The sequence below is a fragment of the Cupriavidus phytorum genome (genome assembly GCF_003254285.1).
Classification (GTDB): Bacteria; Pseudomonadota; Gammaproteobacteria; order Burkholderiales; family Burkholderiaceae; genus Cupriavidus; species Cupriavidus phytorum.
The window spans coordinates 134,163-149,428 of record NZ_QKZN01000008.1; the positions used below are offsets into that span (position 1 = coordinate 134,163).

A 15,266-nucleotide genomic window follows, 5' to 3' on the forward strand; every position below is an offset into this window, starting at 1 on the left:
GTGGAGTTCAGCGCCCCTGCGAGCGGGCCCGAGTCCTGGTCCAGCATGATCGAGCGCAGGAACGTGCCGGTGGGCAGCCTCGTCATCGAGATCACCGAAGGCTCGCTGATGGAGCAGAACGCCGATGTCATGGACCAGCTATCCCGCTTCCAGGCGGCCGGCATCGAGATCGCGCTCGACGACTTTGGCACCGGCTACTCGTCCTTGTCGTACCTGCGGCGGCTGGATATCGACTACATCAAGATCGACCAGTCCTTTATCCGTTCGCTGACGCGGGGGCCGGACGACGTGGCTTTGTGCCATGCCATTATCAGCATGGCGCATGCGCTGCGCATCCGCGTGATTGCGGAGGGGGTGGAGACGGAGTTGCAGCGGGACATTCTGGTGGCGGCTGGTTGCGATTACGGGCAAGGGCACTTCTTTTGTTCGCCGGTGGAGGCTAGGGCGTTTGAGGCGTTTGTGAGTGCGGTGACTTGAGGGGAGCGGCGCCTTTCGGGGCTTGTGACTGGACACCGAACATCAACTTGCAGCACAACCTCCAGGCCACAACCAGAACGGCGCGAGACCAGCTCGCGCCGTTTTGCTGTCAGGTCCGCATTGCGCAGGCGTGTTCCTCGTCAGGCAAGCGCCTGCAGGCGGTCGGCGGTGTCGACCAGCTGTGGCTTGAGCGGCAAAAGCAGGGCGTGGAGGCCGATTCCAGGTACGACGGTCGGCAGGCACCTCCCGACGGGGCAATGAACAGCAGCGTCACGAGGACGGTATCTCGCTTCATCACTGCCTCAATTTCGGCCCCTCATTGAAAGCCTTGAACTTCTTCACGTAGCGTGCGTTGCCATCTGTTCTTACAAAGGAGAAGTTCTTATCCTTTGATGTGAAGGCATCAATAGATGCATAGCCGCGTGCCTTCATTTGACGAACCATAACGCTTGCCAGTGCCGCCATCTCTTCATATTGGTCGCGCGTTGAGGATTCGCCATAGGCAATGGCCGCCAGCAAGCGCTCCTCCGAAGTGAGCTTGGAAGATTCTGTCATGCTCGTGCCTCGCCAGCCTTATGTATCCCGCTGCGATCAGTGGATGGCCACCGAAGGGATAGTGAATCCTACGTCACCCGGATCTATCCTCAGCGGAAAACTAGTCATCGCACCATCTACTAGCCGCCCCGACTCCAGGTCGAACGGCAGTACCCAAAGGCTCAGATCAGCGCTGAACCGAAAGGCCGGCAATGGATGCAGAAACGCCGGGCGGCGAGGATAGATAAGCGCCATCTCCCCTTTTCCCGCGAGGTACTTTTGCCCGTAGGCGTAGAGCTGATAGAAGTCCGCCTGGCTCAGACCGTAAGCGCCTGCTTTGTTTCCGCCATCCACCAACTTCCACTTCGTATCCAACACCCAACGCTGCCCTGCATGCTCAATCAACAAGTCCGGGCGCAGCTGGAACATGGTCGCACCATCGTGCTCACATAGGGATTGGCGGGAAGCCTGGGTGGTAAGGCGCGCCCCCGCCACCAAGCCGCGTTGGAGCCGAGCTGCAACATAGCGCTCAAAGAGCTTTTCCATCGGAAACAGCAAGCTGATGCCGTGCCACCTTCCGACGACAGAGACTGGCATCTGGCGCGACAGCACCAACTCGCACCATGGCTTAACGGCCTGATAGTGCGCCATCAGCCGATCAGTACGCCAACGCTTGAAGTCTTCGGCAACGTTCGCGCTTCGGGGAACGTCTTGAAGTAGCACCCGCAACTCTTGCGCGAGCCGCCAACTGGTTGGGTTCTGCGTTTGTTGACAGACGAGTTCAACAGCTTGCTTCAGCAGGCGGTTCTCGGCGCGGTCTGGCAAGAAGATGTCGTGACGTATCTGAAAAAAATGCTGGCGCCCCAGCGGCTGACGCATTTGCCGAACGGCGTCTAACTGGCCGCGCAGATGGCGCTCCTCCGCCTCAACGCGCACGTAGTCGGATCGGACACCGCGCTTCACTAAATGGTCCAGCGCGGACAAGAATTGCGCGATCACCCACTCCGTCAATGGGGAATCGAACCGTTGGAGGGCGGTCTCGCCCACCTCGCGAACAGGAAGGTCCATCGCGCCAGCAATCATCCTGCGCAACAGCTCCCGGCTCTTGCTGACGTCACAGGTGCCGTCGTCATGCTTGGGAAGAATCTCCACTCGCGTTCCGCAAGGTGTCTCGACAACACCGACGTAATTGTCGAGCCTTAACCAGCGGCGATCCTCAACTTGCAGCAGCGACGAGCCCGATGGACGCAGTTCGGCGTTCAAGCTGCATAGCCACTCAAAAGCGGTGGCAGAGACCTGGGCACGATCCAGCGTGTTCGCGGCGAGCGGAGCGGTCGTCAGTCTCGCGTACTCCCGTACGGTGACATTAGTTGTCACTCGGCCATAGCTCCAACAAGCTCAATGACCCCCGCATACGCTTCAGCGAGCAAGAATGCAGCCTCGTTGACGACCCAACGCTGGTTCTGATCCGTAACGCTAACACCCTCGCCGAAGAGCTGCGCTATGTTACTTGCCGGCTTCTGAATGAACCGGTGCGCCTGCGCCTTCCGATGATCGTTAAGCACCCATTGGATACGTTGCCAATCTTCGAAGAAATATTCCTGCAGCAATGGGATGAGCTTCGAACGGAACACCTCACCCAGCGCCTCTATCGTCGGCGTGTCGCGCAGAGACATGAAGTAGGCGTGGCCGATGCAATGGTCGCGGTCAAGCAATAGCTCGATCCGTTCGTTCATAACGCGCAGCATCGCGCCCACGTTCACGCCGGAGATATCTACCTCATCCAGCAGGTCCGGGCGCGGCGGCATCTCGCGGAAGCTGAAGCGACGCCGCAACGCTAAGTCCAGCCCAGCCAGTGATCGGTCTGCAGTGTTCATCGTGCCGATCAAGTACAGGTTCGCCGGTACGCTGAAGCGCTCCTTGGAGTAAGGTAAAGTCACCTCAAGCGCTTCCGCATTGCCTGCGCGCTTCGAAGGCTCGATCAGCGTGATCAGTTCGCCTAGAACGCGCGATACGTTTCCGCGATTGATCTCATCGATGATGAGGACTTTTGCCCCCTGCGGCGGCGGACCCGCGTCATCGACGGAAGATGTCGGCCGTATACCAGTTAGGCGTTCGACCAACGCAGGGAGGATGTTGTTATAGCCATTGACCAGGTAAGGCTCCAGAGAGGACTCGGGCACCTTTTCGAATACCCGCTTCTCTTTGATGTCTTCAATGGTCAGATCACCCCGCCGCACATAATCCGCAAGCAACTTGAGCATCCGCATGCTGAATGCCAATTCGTTGCCGTTGGGCTTCTTCAACTCCAGGACATCCGCCGATGCTTTCGTCACGCTATATGCACGGCCAAACACTTCACCCACGCGGTATGGCACATCACTCGGTGCGCGCGTACCGGCACTAGGGGATTTCATCTGGAGTAGCGCTTCCAGCTTCTCCATATCCATCGACCCCGGACTGAGCTCGTACAGCGTTCTCTGGCTAAATTGCTTTGTCATCAATTGATCGAACGGCAGGGACGGCTTATATACACGCAACCATCGAACCGTACGGCACTGCCCATAAGTGTCGCCTTGCTCATCGCGCTTAATGCTTTGGTAGGCGCCAGTTATCTCCCCGATCGCGCGGAACTTCATATTGCCGTCCGTGACCACAACTAGATCGCCAGCCTTCATCTTGATCACGAACGTGGTGACAGCGGTGACCTCATAAGCATCCTTGGCAACAGCGGTGCCCGCATCCTGGAAGCGCTTGATGATGTCATCTCGCGTCTTACTGCCGCTAAAGTCGACCAGGCCACCGTACCCAAGCAAGGCATAGCCTTTGTCGATGCACTCATCAAAAATGTACGCGTCGCTCCCGAGTGTGTTGCCCAAGGACATCTTCCATACCGTTCGGCCCTTGAGATCGAGCGGTGCCTCGGCCTGCTTGGTCACTTGCGCGGAAGCGGCCTCGCACAGGCTTTTGAAAACGCCATCAACGACCGAGTACGTCAGTTGCCCGTCCTCCGTATTCTCTGCCCGTAGCCCCTCAACGAAATCCTCGTAGCTAAAGCTCTGATGAAACGTGACGAAACGTACGTGCCCAGCAGCCACCAGGGAATCAAAGTGCCCTTTGACCGCAGCACGATCATCGCGGTTTGCGGCGATAAACTCCGGTGCCAGAATCTCCAGCGCGGCGTTAATCGTTTCGTACGTCTTTCCTGTACCCGGAGGGCCAAAAAGAATCTGATTGAGCGGGGGCAATGGATTCATATTTTTTGTTGTAACCGCGGAGCTATGACTGCGTCCGCTTCCTCCGGCACCGTCGCACGCGTCGCATAGAGGAGACTCTATACTTTGCGCCACGATCTTAACCGAGCACCGGCGACTGTTTTTGCAGAAGTATAGGGCCTGTCGCGTTCCCGCGTAGCGGATTTGTTTATCCGCCACGACATTCATTGCACGGCCACAGAGGACGTAAAAGGCCACCTGTTTGCAATCCAACTGGAGTGGGGTGCCATAACCCATGCGCGATTCAGCGTACACTTCAGCGGTACGACACCCCACCACACTCGTTGATTGCTGGCAGAGGCCATGGCGAAACATCTGGTTCTCGTCGATTTCGAGAACGTATCGAAGCTCGACCTATCTCCGCTCGACGATAGTTACGAGACTTTGATCTTCGTTGGTAGCAAGCAGCACCCCCCAAAACGGCTCACCAGACAGAACGGTAAATTCTGCCGAATCGATTTTCAGAAGATTGAAGGAAGCGGCCGCAATGCGCTGGACTTCCACATTGCGTTTCATCTCGGCCGGACATTCGAGACCGCGCGTGACCGGGTGTGCTTCGTGCTCTCTAATGACAAGGGCTATGATCCGCTGCTGAGCTATCTTAACCAGAATGGCCTCAGTTGCCGGCGCATTAGCAGTCTTGACGAGCTGGCGATACGTCAGAGCGAAGACGTATCGGGATCCCTTGCGGATCCGGAACGAACCGTTTGTCCTAAGTGCAAACGCGCAAGCACGATCGAACATCACGGTGGCAGATGGTGCACATACTGCGGCCGCTTCGCGACGCCGCCAGATCAGCAACAGTTGCCATCGAGCACGCTGCGCGAAGTTCGCGCAGCAGGCAAAGCACCGCTTAGGTTTCGACCCATCAGCTTAGGTTCAAGATCGGGCATCCGATGCTCATGCTGCAGCCAGCCAATGGCGCCCGGCGACGGGCTATATGACGATGGGGAATGGACCTGTTGGGTGTGTGTTCGTCGTTAGGTAGGGACAGCGATGCAGGCAGTCACGCGACGGTGCGTGCGCAATGTGGCGAATTACCGTTGCCGCATTCTCCTTCACGCGACCGGCGGAAGGGGGATTGAAGATGCATTGAAGGTCCGGACTTGCGGAATGCCAGCGTACCAGGATGCAAACGGCGCGAGACCAGTTGGCTGGCTAGTTTGGCTTGCTTTTGGGCTAGGGTGTGCTCTTGGGGAGCGGGGTTAGTGGGTTGCATTGCGAACCGCCTTGCATCGGTAATAGAGGATCGCAATCCGCTGTCCATCGGGTGGGCGAGCACGAAGCAGGGTTGACAGGCCGGATGCAAGGACCGGCGAGCCCGAGAGCTTGGACCTACAGCCTGTAGAAATTTACCACTGGAAGCCCGCCAGGCAGGCCTCTCGTATTCGTGCCCGCACCTCCATATCCCCTGCGTTGTTACGCCGTCTACGATCCTCCTAAGTCTTCGAGCAGCACATTCGCTACTGCCTCTTCGGCAATAGTCGTACCGAGGCGTTGCATTGCGATAGCCAGCCTGTCGTCCCACATCGCCGGTACAAAGTCGCCGCCCAGTTCGTGACGTGTCTTCGCGCAGTGTGCTTCCGCGACTTCGTAATCGCTCTCGCAGAACCGCCAGGGCGTCGCGCTCCAGGCTCGCATCACGTAGTTTCCTATTCGAAGTCCGGGCCAGTCGAAGTCGCCGTGATAGGCCAGGCGAGCGCCTCCTTGCCTCAATTGCGTTAGAAGTGTGCGTTGCGCTGCTGCAGGCATGCCGTCCGTGCAGACCAGCGGCGCGCAGCGTTCCCCAAGCAGGTCCGCAGCGATCGCCACAATGTTAGGGTTCTCGCAAACAAAGACGGTCTTGTCGCACACTGCCCAGGAAGGCGCTGCTCGCAGCAGCCGGCGCAATGATGCATAACCGGGCTCGCCAGGCGTTTGGCCTCGCGAGGCGTTGTCGATAGGCAGGTTGAGGTACAGTACCGGTCGGGCAAGTTCGTTTACCAGCACGCCCGCTCTGGCCCAGACATCGCGCACGCGTTCTTCGGATGGCTGATTCCGATCTATGTTGTTTTTGTAGCCGTCGGTTCGCAATTCCTGATGTCGCCATACGGCCAGAATGATCGTTGCAGCGGCCTCGCCCTGGTCCAGTGCATGGGCATTGCCAAGCGATTCGGCCGCCAATTGCGAGCGCGGAATCCCAGCAGCAGGCAGACGTTTGATTACCATGTCAGCCCGTCGGAGCAGCGTTCGTCCAATAGCAACGTCTTGTCGCGACAGGCGCTTTACCAGTCGTATTGCCGAGGGTGTTTCCAGCCAAGCGTGCAGGGCAACGTGCCAGGATTCGTGTGCGATCATCTGTTCCCATGCCGTCCGGACGCCAGCCCTCACCACCGCGGCGTTGACGATGGGGCCGTCAAGGATCTCCAGTGCTGTGCGGAGAGACTCCGCAATGCCTGCGGCCCGCAAGACGGCATCAATGTCGGCGATGTCCAGCTTCAGCGACTTCGCAGTACGGGGCGGGCGTCCTGTCAATATAGCCAGGGCTTCATGCTCCACTGGCGAGAGATTCGTCAGCAGCACGGAATCTGCAGTAGTGGCATCGCGGGTGTCATTGTCGACACGCATGAATACCCGCCTCAGCCGCGTCCGCAGTTCGCGGAGGGCCGGGCCACCGAGCAGTCGCTGCAGTCGAGGATCGGCGCCTGGATCTTTGCTTATGTCGGTCATGCGTCAGGGAACCTTCTGTCGGGATCACTATCCTGCCGTTTGGCGCGGCCATCCCAAGTCCAACGTGAAACGAAAACGGCGTCTATGCCCTCGCGACGCTGGAGTTGGCAAATGGATACGCCCGGCAACTCTGCATAACAAGCCCATTCACGCTCGCTGGTTATGACGAAATCCAGGTCGAACTCGCGGATCAGTCCCATGCAATGCGCGCGAGCCGCATCATCGATTCCTGCGAAGGCTTCGTCCAGCAGCATTAGCCGCGGCGCGTGCGGGCTACCCCCCCTGCCATAGAAGCTGGCGATGGCGGCAAACAGCGGCACCGTGAGTCCCAATGCCCGCTCCCCGCTGGATGCGGGACCCGACAGCTTCTGCCAAGCGCTTCCTTTGTCACGTTGCCGCTGAACCCGAAATCGATGCCACCGGCGATAATCCAGTGCGCGGGCGAGCTGGTCGTTCAGGCTTGCGCCTGACACCGTTGGGTCATTCTCTGCACGTGCACGCTCCTGGACGATCTGCTCGTGCAGCATCGTGCCGACAACGTGGCGGTCTTCGGCTGACCACAGGTCCGAACTAGTGTTGAGCAGCCTCTGGCGCGCGATGTCGAGACCTGCGGGGCCGCCTTCCTCCGGGGAAAGCGGCTGCCATTGCAATCGGTAACGCACGCCTGTCGACGTTGGACGCTTGTACAGCTCCTCATTGATGGCACCCAGTTGCCTGTCGGCGGCGCGCATCAGCCGTTGGATCTCTGACGCGATCTCTGCTTCCAAATGGTTTTCAAGAATCTCGCGTTCGCGCGCGGACAGCAGCTCGCTCCTCTGCGCGATGTCCTCAGCAAGATGAGCTGCCAGAGCATCGGGTCGCTCCGGGCGGTTTTGATAGATGACGTGGACAGTAAACCCCCAGTCGTTCGGCTCCGAGGTGGCGTGATGACCGAGGGCGCCTGCCAGCCGCTGCAGCTCGGTCAGTTCTTCGGAGACGGTCCGCTGTATGCGCTCCCAGTTGGCAGCGTCGTCCGCAATGCCTTGAAGCGCCTGCTCGGCGCGCCGTGCGACTTGCAGTGCGGGATCGATCGTCCAGACGCCGATGCCGTGGGGCAACGTGAGATCCGGGAGCGCCGATGTCAGCAGGCTGCTTTCCGCAAATCGCTGAAGGTGCTCCACCGCCTGCACGCGTGCCGCGGTGCGCTCCATCAGGACTCTCTCAGCAGTTTCTGCCATAGCACCGGCAACGGCGCGCGCTTCGCCGGTGCGCGTGCATTGGTTCTGCTTCAGATCCAGGTCGATCTCGGCCTGGCGAACGATGTCGCCTGCGTCGCGCAGATTTTTTTGCAGCGTTTCCACTTTTGCGCCGATAGTCGATTGCAGGACATCGAAACGAGTTCTTGCCTTCTCAGCGCGTTCGTTGGCCGTGGAAAGTTCCTCCTCCCGTTGGGCGAACAATGCACGTGCCTCCTCGGCACGTTCCTGTTGCACGAGATGGTTCGACCATGCATTGCACCACTCCCGGACCGCTTGTAGCAGTGCGTGAATGGCATCCGTGTAGCGGTCCACAGCGGATGCGATATCGAAAAGGTCCTCCAGTGCGGTGGGAAGCTGAAGATCTTTCGCGTCGTTTTCCAGTTGTTCCCGTGCCTTGAAGTGGTGGTCCTCGGCTTCCCGGCATTGTGCTTCCGCCTGCGCAAGGCGCCCTTGAGCATTCTGCAGCTCGCGCCCCGCGCTAATGGCGGCCAGGCTTGCATGATGGAGCGGGGCATCGGATGGAGCCCTCTCCACTTCGACTTCCGCACGGCCGCGCGCTTCCGATAGCAATTCAAATGCCTGTATTAGTTCACCCTCCTCCGCATCGATGTCCCGAAGCTGCGCGGCTATCACGGCCAGCCGGCGCTCCCGGGCCCTGGAGCGGGCGCTGTGGCCGATGTAGACGGCTTCGGCCTTGTGCCAGGCGCCCGCTAACGCCCCAAGTCGAAAGCTGCCGTCCGCACTGATCCAGGATTCCGCCGATTTGTCGTCCGTCGGCGCGCAGGATACAGCGGCAAGGAGGCGTTCGATCAGCTCCGGTTCTAACGGAGACTGCTCAGATGTTGAGGGTTCAAGTTTGGATAAGAGCGAATGCCCAGCCACGGTGGCTCGACGGTGCCAGTGCGTATCGAGGATTGGCTTCCCTGACGTGTCGGTAACGCTGCCATCTGGCGTGATCCAAGCGTCCAGCAGTCCGCTCGCCTCCAGTGCGGCTTCCAGCCCGGCACGTTCATCCGGCGTGACACCGTCGCGGAAATCGACGAGTTGCCACAGGGGCGCACCGGCACGTCCTTCCCGCACGCCAGGGCCGCGGGTGTGCGGGACCGGTGGCGCTGTGTCCTGCCCGGCGGACAGTTGTTCCTGTTCGGCGAGCAGTGCGTTGCGTCGTTGCTCCAGTTCTGCCCGGCTCGCGGCCAGGCTGGCTTGCCGAGTCGCGTATCGTACCGATGCGCGCGCGTGCGCGGAAACTATCGCCGCCTGCGCGGGATTGGAGCCCTGGGGACGCGCAGTCCAGGCGGCAAGTGCGGGCAGCACGGCGTCGCCATCGAACTCCAGTTCCTTCAGGGTGCAGGAGTGGTCGGACCAAGCGTCGACAAGCGCGCTGCCTGCCGCATCGGCCTCAAGCTCGGCCTGTTGCCGCCGTTCAGCAGCTTCCTCGGCCTCCGCCAGTCGATCACGGTGGTTGTCCTGTTGCGTCTGGAGCGTCGCCCGCCTGGTGGCTAACTGGGCGTGGCGTTGCTCCATATGCCGGATTTCATCACGACGCTTTACCGCTGCATTGCGCAGGACGGTTCCTGCCTCGGCGAGGGCCGCAGCCTGCTTCTTCGCGAGTTCGTCAAACGAGGATGTAAGGAGGAAACTCTCCGACAGTGCGAAGGTGATGCCGCCGGCTTCGGCTGCCACGGCACATTGTTCGCGCGTCAGCGCCGTCTCGTTCCGTGCGGCTTCGGCCCGCTGGTCGGAGGCCAGGCAGCGCTCTTCTTCTCGCAAGAGCTGTTGCCTCGCCATGTCGCGCTGGCGTTCGGCACTGGCTGCCTCCCGCAGCCGCTCGTCGGCATCCCTTTCAGCCTGGCTCAAACGATTGGCGTCCTGATTGGCAGGATCGCTCTGCAATGTCTCCAACCGTTCCCGTGCTGAAGCCAGGACAAGCTTCGCTGCGTCGTGGGCGGTCACTGCCTCGTCTTCAGCCTTGGCGGCATCGTTCAGTGCGCTTTGTGCCTTGTTTCGCTCTTCGCTGGCGTTGTCGAACGCCGTTTGCGCCTGGCGCAATTCACGCGCCTGCCGTCGGGTAAGCGCACCGGCATATTCGCGATACCGTCGCTCGAAATGCCTGACTGCCTGTTCGAGCTGACGGCTTTTGTCCAGTTGTTCGCGATCTTCCTCAAGCTGGTTGAGTGCCACCGCCACGTCGGCCAGCAATTCCGCCGGCATGGGCGGCAGCGCCTCCGTCAATGCGTGGGACAGGCCGGCCTCATCCGGCTTCTTCGACAACTGAGGCTGGCGAAGTTGGATCAATGTATCCATCAGGGCCTCATAGCGCCGCGGACCGAGCTGGAATAGGGCTTCGTCGACTGCGCGCCGGTAGCTACTGGCGCTTTCAAAAACCTTAGCGCAGGAATACGGCTCAAGGGCTTCACGCAGGCGTTCTCGCGTTAATACAATGCGCTGCTCGCTGGACAGCCACAAGTCTTGGCCAATGCGAGGCACTTGGGTCACGGATGTCCCGTCAATTATGAAGAACCAGCTTTCGACCTGCGCCTTGCCTGCCACGGCTGACATGCCGGCTCCCAGCGTGAGGTAGCGGGCCGTACCATCCGGCTGCCGCCAGCCGACCTCGATCCAGGCATAGCCTATGCGCCGGGGAAAGGTATCCATCAGCAGGTTCCAAGACATCTTCTTGCCGTTGTCTCCGTCCGGCTCGATGCGGGAGGACCGCAATTGAGCATCAAAGAGGAAGGGCAACGTCAGGGACAGCACCTTGGATTTTCCGGTCCCGTTGTTGCCGCGCAATAGTAGGTGGCCGTCCCGGAACCAGAACTCTTCGCTGTCATAGTGGAAAAGGTCAACAAGCCCAATTCTCAGGGGTTGCCACCGGTCGCGCAGAGGTTCTGGCAATGCAGGACGGTTGGGAGGCGGAGCATCGAACAGCATATCTGTCATGGTCAGAGAAGAGCGGCGGCTCGGGCGGTGCTGTCGGTGGAATGGCTGCGCACTTCAGGATCGCCAAGGGCGAAGCGCGCGATCGCCGGCAGGGGACGAATCTCGCGCGGGTCGCGCGCGATCAGGCCGAGCCTTCGTAGCCGGTCGAGTGCGATCTCGGCCAGTTCCAATTCGGCCCCCGGTTCGCGTGCTGATTTGCGCCAGTAATGGCCATACTTTTCAGCCGCTGCTCGAAGGTATGCCGTCACGGCATCCTGAGACGTCAATGCGCCTTCTGGTGTGTCGCGCAGCCGCGTGGCCAGGTATTCGGCGACGAGGAGTGTGGCGTGCGCCTCTGTCCCTTCGGCCGGCATGGAAAGGTCGGAAAGCTCGCCGGACTCGTCGGTAAGCGCGAGACCCTCCGCTCGCTGTTCCGCGATCAGTCCGGTGGCATCACTGAGGCGTCCAGCCATTGCACCCCGCTGATTGGTGAAGTAAGCACGTTGTTCGGCATCCAGTGAGTCAATGTAGACCACTGGATCATCCAGCAGGCGGCGCGCAAGGTGATGGCGGAGTGCGTCGCGACGCCCCTGATCGCTGTCCGGCAGATGCTCCGCAACCATTGAATGCAGGCGTGCGTCGAATTCAATGGGGGCATCGTTCGGCCGCCAGGTCGAAGGCCCACGCACTGCGGCCAGCATGCCTGCCAGGAGGCGCCGTTGGACGTCATACAGGGCATCGGATTGCGTCGCGTTGGTGGCGTGAACGAAGCCCTCCTCGTCGCCCGCAACTCGCTGCAGAACACCGAAGCTAAGAAGCGTACGGCAGACGGCAACGAGATCGCGTCTTTCCGCCGCTGTGCCCAAGGCAAACCGGAATCCGTACGAAGCAAGGACCGGGTCGGACGCCAACTGCATCAGGCGCTCACCGAGCAGACGCAACGTGATCTGAGGATCTGCCCGCTCGAGTACCGCGCATGCAAGGCATAGGAGGGCGTAGCGTTGCCTGTCGTACCCTGGCAGACCGCGGGTATCGTCGGCGAGATCGGCGGGCCGCTTGAAAAGCCGGGCGCCCTCGCGTTCGACGTGCAAGGGCCATCCGGTCTCTCGTGCAAACCAGTCGCGCAATTTGTCGGCCTGCCGTCGGACCGCCTGGAACGCCTCATGTGTTGGTGACATTAGCGGCTGCATCAGCAAGGCGCGTATTGCCTGTCGGAATTCCTCCTGCTGCTGGGCCCTTTGGAGTTCTCCAATGCGTCGACTGTCGCGGTCGGGGCGAGGATTGACACTCATGCGAATTCGTACGTCGATGAGATGGTGACAAGATGATCCCGGCCTGCAAAAGTGCCGGCCGGCGTGACGATACGCGCGTGGGAAGCGGGATCGAGTGGCTCCATCCTAATGTTGAGGAGTCCATCGCCAGTCTGGCGCTCGACGACCTGATCAGGATGGGCTTGCTCGGACAACGCTTCGCCGAGCAAGTTCAGGAACAGGCCGAATGCGTGAGGATCGAGCTCTCCGAATTCTGACAGGCGTATCGGCTGTCCGGTTGCCAGGCGCTGCCTAGCCGCTTCGACTTGGCGCGATTCTTCGGCCAACTGGGCTGCCATCAGAGCGCGCTCCGCGCTGCGGTCACGTATGCGGGGGAGCGGACCGCGCGGGGCCGCCTCACCATACTCGCGCAGCCTTGGATTGATCCGCAACGGTGGCGCATCTATCCAGGAGGTGCTCGCAGGTGGCTCCTCGTCGCCGGAAGGGTTGAGCGAGAAGTGGCGAGCGGGATGCAGGGCAAACGCAGCTCGGGCCAGCCGATGCGCTTCCGCGTCTGTGCCGCAGGCGCAGAACCATTGGGCCAGAACCCGGAAGTCGGCGGACCTGTCGCTGCGGCCGCTTCGGCGCTCGTTCAGCGCCGCAATAGCTCCCAGCAATTGCGGGATGGCCGATCGGGCGCGTGCCCGTAGCAACTCCACTTGAGGCGGCGCGTTGCCGGTCGAGAGAAACCATCCGCGCAGGCCCTTCCAGCGTTCACGCCACGCACGCCAGCGCGTGACCTTTTCGTAGGATTGGTCCTGCTCATTGTCCGGCGCAGCATCGCGGGCTTCCCGCTCCGCTACCAGCAGAAAAATGCTGTCGACTCGTGATGAAAGATCCTCGATCTGCTGGGCGATGGATTCGGAACGCCGCACGAGATCGCCTAAGAAGCGATCGAGGTACTCGATCAGCCGGCGCTTGTAGTCAATGACGGTCCCGGCCTCTGCCTGCTGAAGCTCAAGGCTGCGTGCCACGCCGGCCATGAAAGCCTGGGCATTCTCCGCAAGGCTGTGGAACACGGCGAACAGATCGCGCAGAATGGGATGCACCTTGCCAACGTCGACCTCGACAGGGTCGGTATCCAGCAAGTGTTTCAACGCCTGCAAGCGGCTCGCAATATCTTCGAGGGCGACAGACTGCAATTCGGCCCGACGCTGCAACGTTTGGTAAAACACGGCCAGACTGGCTTCGACAGCCTCGCCGCCATGGGAAAGCCGGTACAGGAACCGAGCTCGGTAGAAGTCGGCAAGAGAGGAAACGCGCGCGGTGTCAGGCTGGGACTCGAGATTTCCCCATTCGGTCAATTGCGCTAAGGCCGCGTTCACCTCCTCAATACGGGGTGCACCATCAGGCCAAGCAGCCTCGGCCAAGACTTCGTCAGGGCGCAGCTGAAGTCGATACTGTCTTTTGGCCGCAGCAAATACATCCATGATGCGGCGATACAGGTCCGACTTTTCGGCGCTCAAATGTCGGAACAGCTCGGCGGCAGTCGCTTTCTGTTGCATGGAAATACCCTTGTCACCCGTGGGCCCACCAGAAATGTTATCCAAATCATACTTTGGTGGGGATGCCTTACTGCAAGCGCTGACGTCTTTGCAACATTCGTCGTATCACATTCCTCATGGCCGACACTCTGATTACGCGCGGATTGGCGCCGGACGGGATCCTGCCTGAGGGACGGAGCACCAGTACATTGCCGTTGCGAAGGAATCCGGCCTCATCATCGACATCGGCCGCTGGGTGCTAACCGAAGCGCTGGACCAGCTTGCGCGCTGGCAGGTGCTGCTGGGCAAGGACTTCCAGATCTCGGTCAACAAATCCCCCGTGGAGTTCAGCGCCCCTGCGAGCGGGCCCGAGTCCTGGTCCAGCATGATCGAGCGCAGGAACGTGCCGGTGGGCAGCCTCGTCATCGAGATCACCGAAGGCTCGCTGATGGAGCAGAACGCCGATGTCATGGACCAGCTCTCCCGTTTCCAGGCGGCCGGCATCGAGATCGCGCTCGACGACTTCGGCACCGGCTACTCGTCCTTGTCGTACCTGCGGCGGCTGGACATTGACTACATTAAGATCGACCAGTCCTTCATCCGCTCGCTGACGCGGGGGCCGGACGACGTGGCGTTGTGTCACGCCATTATCAGCATGGCGCATGCGCTGCGTATTCGGGTGATTGCCGAGGGTGTGGAGACGGAGTCGCAGCGGGACATTCTGGTGGCGGCTGGTTGCGATTACGGGCAAGGGCACTTCTTTTGTCCGCCGGTGGAGGCTAGGGCGTTTGAGGCGTTTGTGAGTGCGGTGACTTGAGGCGAGTGGGCGTCTTTCAGTAGGTTTCGGTGGTCGGGGCTTGAGCTTGACTGGACACCGGAACGTCAACTTGCAGCACAACCTCCAGGCCACAACCAGAACGGCGCGAGACCAGCTCGCGCCGTTTTACTGTAAGGTCTGCATTGCGCAGGCCTGTCCCTCGTCAAGCAAGCGCCTGCAGGCGATCAGCGCACCGGTCGATCTGCCGCTTGAGCGGCGAAATCAGGGCGTGCAGGCCGATGCTGTCAGGGATATCGCCGGCCTGCAGGTCCAGCAAGGTCAGGACTGACTGGAAGCCGGCGCTGACGCGCAGAAGATCGTCGCTGACTTCGAGGATGTGGTCCTCAAGGGTGACGGCTTTGCTGGGTTGCGGTGGCGCAGCCTTGGCGCGGCGGCGGAACTGGGCGCGGTCAACTTTGGCCAGGTTTTCGGCTAGTTGGGCTTGCTTTTGGGCTAGGGTGGGTTCTTGGGGAGCTGAGGTGGTGCTAGTCATTGCGACCTCC

At 60.7% G+C, this 15,266-nt stretch carries 11 protein-coding genes and 1 pseudogene; 3 read left to right on the forward strand and 9 right to left on the reverse strand.

Going from position 1 to position 15,266, the window contains the following annotated elements; all coding sequences use genetic code 11:
- The coding region (locus C7416_RS20405; protein ID WP_146604299.1) for an EAL domain-containing protein at positions 1 to 477 on the forward strand (477 nt) is incomplete at its 5' end.
- A gap of 140 nt (positions 478 to 617) precedes the next feature.
- Here the strand turns inward: C7416_RS20405 and C7416_RS20410 are convergent.
- From C7416_RS20410 to C7416_RS20425, 4 genes are all read right to left on the reverse strand, one after another.
- A complete protein-coding gene (locus C7416_RS20410) occupies positions 618 to 716 on the reverse strand; it encodes a DUF1484 family protein (RefSeq protein WP_309250942.1) in 99 nt (32 codons plus the stop codon).
- 55 nt (positions 717 to 771) lie between these two features.
- Positions 772 to 1,032, reverse strand: coding sequence for a hypothetical protein (locus tag C7416_RS20415; RefSeq protein WP_258401136.1), 261 nt, complete (start codon positions 1,030 to 1,032; stop codon positions 772 to 774).
- Positions 1,033 to 1,068: 36 nt separating this feature from the next.
- On the reverse strand, positions 1,069 to 2,274 hold the full coding sequence (locus tag C7416_RS20420) for an McrC family protein (protein ID WP_258401138.1): 1,206 nt from the start codon (positions 2,272 to 2,274) through the stop codon (positions 1,069 to 1,071).
- Between the two features lie 110 nt (positions 2,275 to 2,384).
- On the reverse strand, positions 2,385 to 4,268 hold the full coding sequence (locus C7416_RS20425; RefSeq protein WP_258401139.1) for an AAA family ATPase: 1,884 nt from the start codon (positions 4,266 to 4,268) through the stop codon (positions 2,385 to 2,387).
- A 321-nt stretch (positions 4,269 to 4,589) separates the two neighbouring features.
- On the opposite strand from C7416_RS20425, the gene C7416_RS29000 reads away from it, so the two are divergent.
- Positions 4,590 to 5,270, forward strand: coding sequence for a PIN domain-containing protein (locus tag C7416_RS29000; protein WP_146604296.1), 681 nt, complete (start codon positions 4,590 to 4,592; stop codon positions 5,268 to 5,270).
- A gap of 444 nt (positions 5,271 to 5,714) precedes the next feature.
- On the opposite strand, the gene C7416_RS20430 is transcribed toward C7416_RS29000, so the two are convergent.
- Genes C7416_RS20430 through C7416_RS20445 form a run of 4 tightly spaced genes read right to left on the reverse strand, consistent with a single transcriptional unit; the run spans position 5,715 to position 13,967 of the window.
- Positions 5,715 to 6,995 (reverse strand): TIGR02679 family protein, encoded by a 1,281-nt coding sequence (locus C7416_RS20430; RefSeq protein WP_111520611.1) that lies wholly within the window; start codon positions 6,993 to 6,995, stop codon positions 5,715 to 5,717.
- Entirely contained in the window at positions 6,992 to 11,164 is a 4,173-nt protein-coding gene (locus C7416_RS20435; RefSeq protein WP_258401140.1) for a TIGR02680 family protein, read from the reverse strand. Before C7416_RS20435 ends, C7416_RS20430 begins: the two co-directional genes overlap by 4 nt.
- A gap of 11 nt (positions 11,165 to 11,175) precedes the next feature.
- A complete protein-coding gene (locus C7416_RS20440) occupies positions 11,176 to 12,444 on the reverse strand; it encodes a TIGR02678 family protein (protein ID WP_111520613.1) in 1,269 nt (422 codons plus the stop codon).
- Entirely contained in the window at positions 12,441 to 13,967 is a 1,527-nt protein-coding gene (locus tag C7416_RS20445; RefSeq protein WP_111520614.1) for a TIGR02677 family protein, read from the reverse strand. The genes C7416_RS20440 and C7416_RS20445 overlap by 4 nt, the downstream gene beginning before the upstream one ends.
- A gap of 184 nt (positions 13,968 to 14,151) precedes the next feature.
- Here C7416_RS20445 and C7416_RS20450 point away from each other — a divergent pair.
- Positions 14,152 to 14,763: pseudogene (locus C7416_RS20450) on the forward strand (EAL domain-containing protein); the annotation flags it as partial.
- 163 nt (positions 14,764 to 14,926) lie between these two features.
- Here the strand turns inward: C7416_RS20450 and C7416_RS20455 are convergent.
- Positions 14,927 to 15,256, reverse strand: a complete 330-nt coding sequence (locus C7416_RS20455) for a DUF1484 family protein (RefSeq protein WP_111520615.1) — start codon at positions 15,254 to 15,256, stop codon at positions 14,927 to 14,929.
- Positions 15,257 to 15,266: the final 10 nt, after the last annotated feature.

What these genes read in the sequence shown, in the direction of transcription:
- C7416_RS20435 (WP_258401140.1), bottom strand. Translation starts at nt 11,164, where the DNA reads ATGCTGTTCGATGCTCCGCCTCCCAACCGTCCTGCATTGCCAGAACCT.
- C7416_RS20425 (WP_258401139.1), bottom strand. Translation starts at nt 4,268, where the DNA reads ATGAATCCATTGCCCCCGCTCAATCAGATTCTTTTTGGCCCTCCGGGT.
- C7416_RS29000 (WP_146604296.1), top strand. Translation starts at nt 4,590, where the DNA reads ATGGCGAAACATCTGGTTCTCGTCGATTTCGAGAACGTATCGAAGCTC.
- C7416_RS20445 (WP_111520614.1), bottom strand. Translation starts at nt 13,967, where the DNA reads ATGCAACAGAAAGCGACTGCCGCCGAGCTGTTCCGACATTTGAGCGCC.
- C7416_RS20440 (WP_111520613.1), bottom strand. Translation starts at nt 12,444, where the DNA reads ATGAGTGTCAATCCTCGCCCCGACCGCGACAGTCGACGCATTGGAGAA.
- C7416_RS20415 (WP_258401136.1), bottom strand. Translation starts at nt 1,032, where the DNA reads ATGACAGAATCTTCCAAGCTCACTTCGGAGGAGCGCTTGCTGGCGGCC.
- C7416_RS20455 (WP_111520615.1), bottom strand. Translation starts at nt 15,256, where the DNA reads ATGACTAGCACCACCTCAGCTCCCCAAGAACCCACCCTAGCCCAAAAG.
- C7416_RS20430 (WP_111520611.1), bottom strand. Translation starts at nt 6,995, where the DNA reads ATGACCGACATAAGCAAAGATCCAGGCGCCGATCCTCGACTGCAGCGA.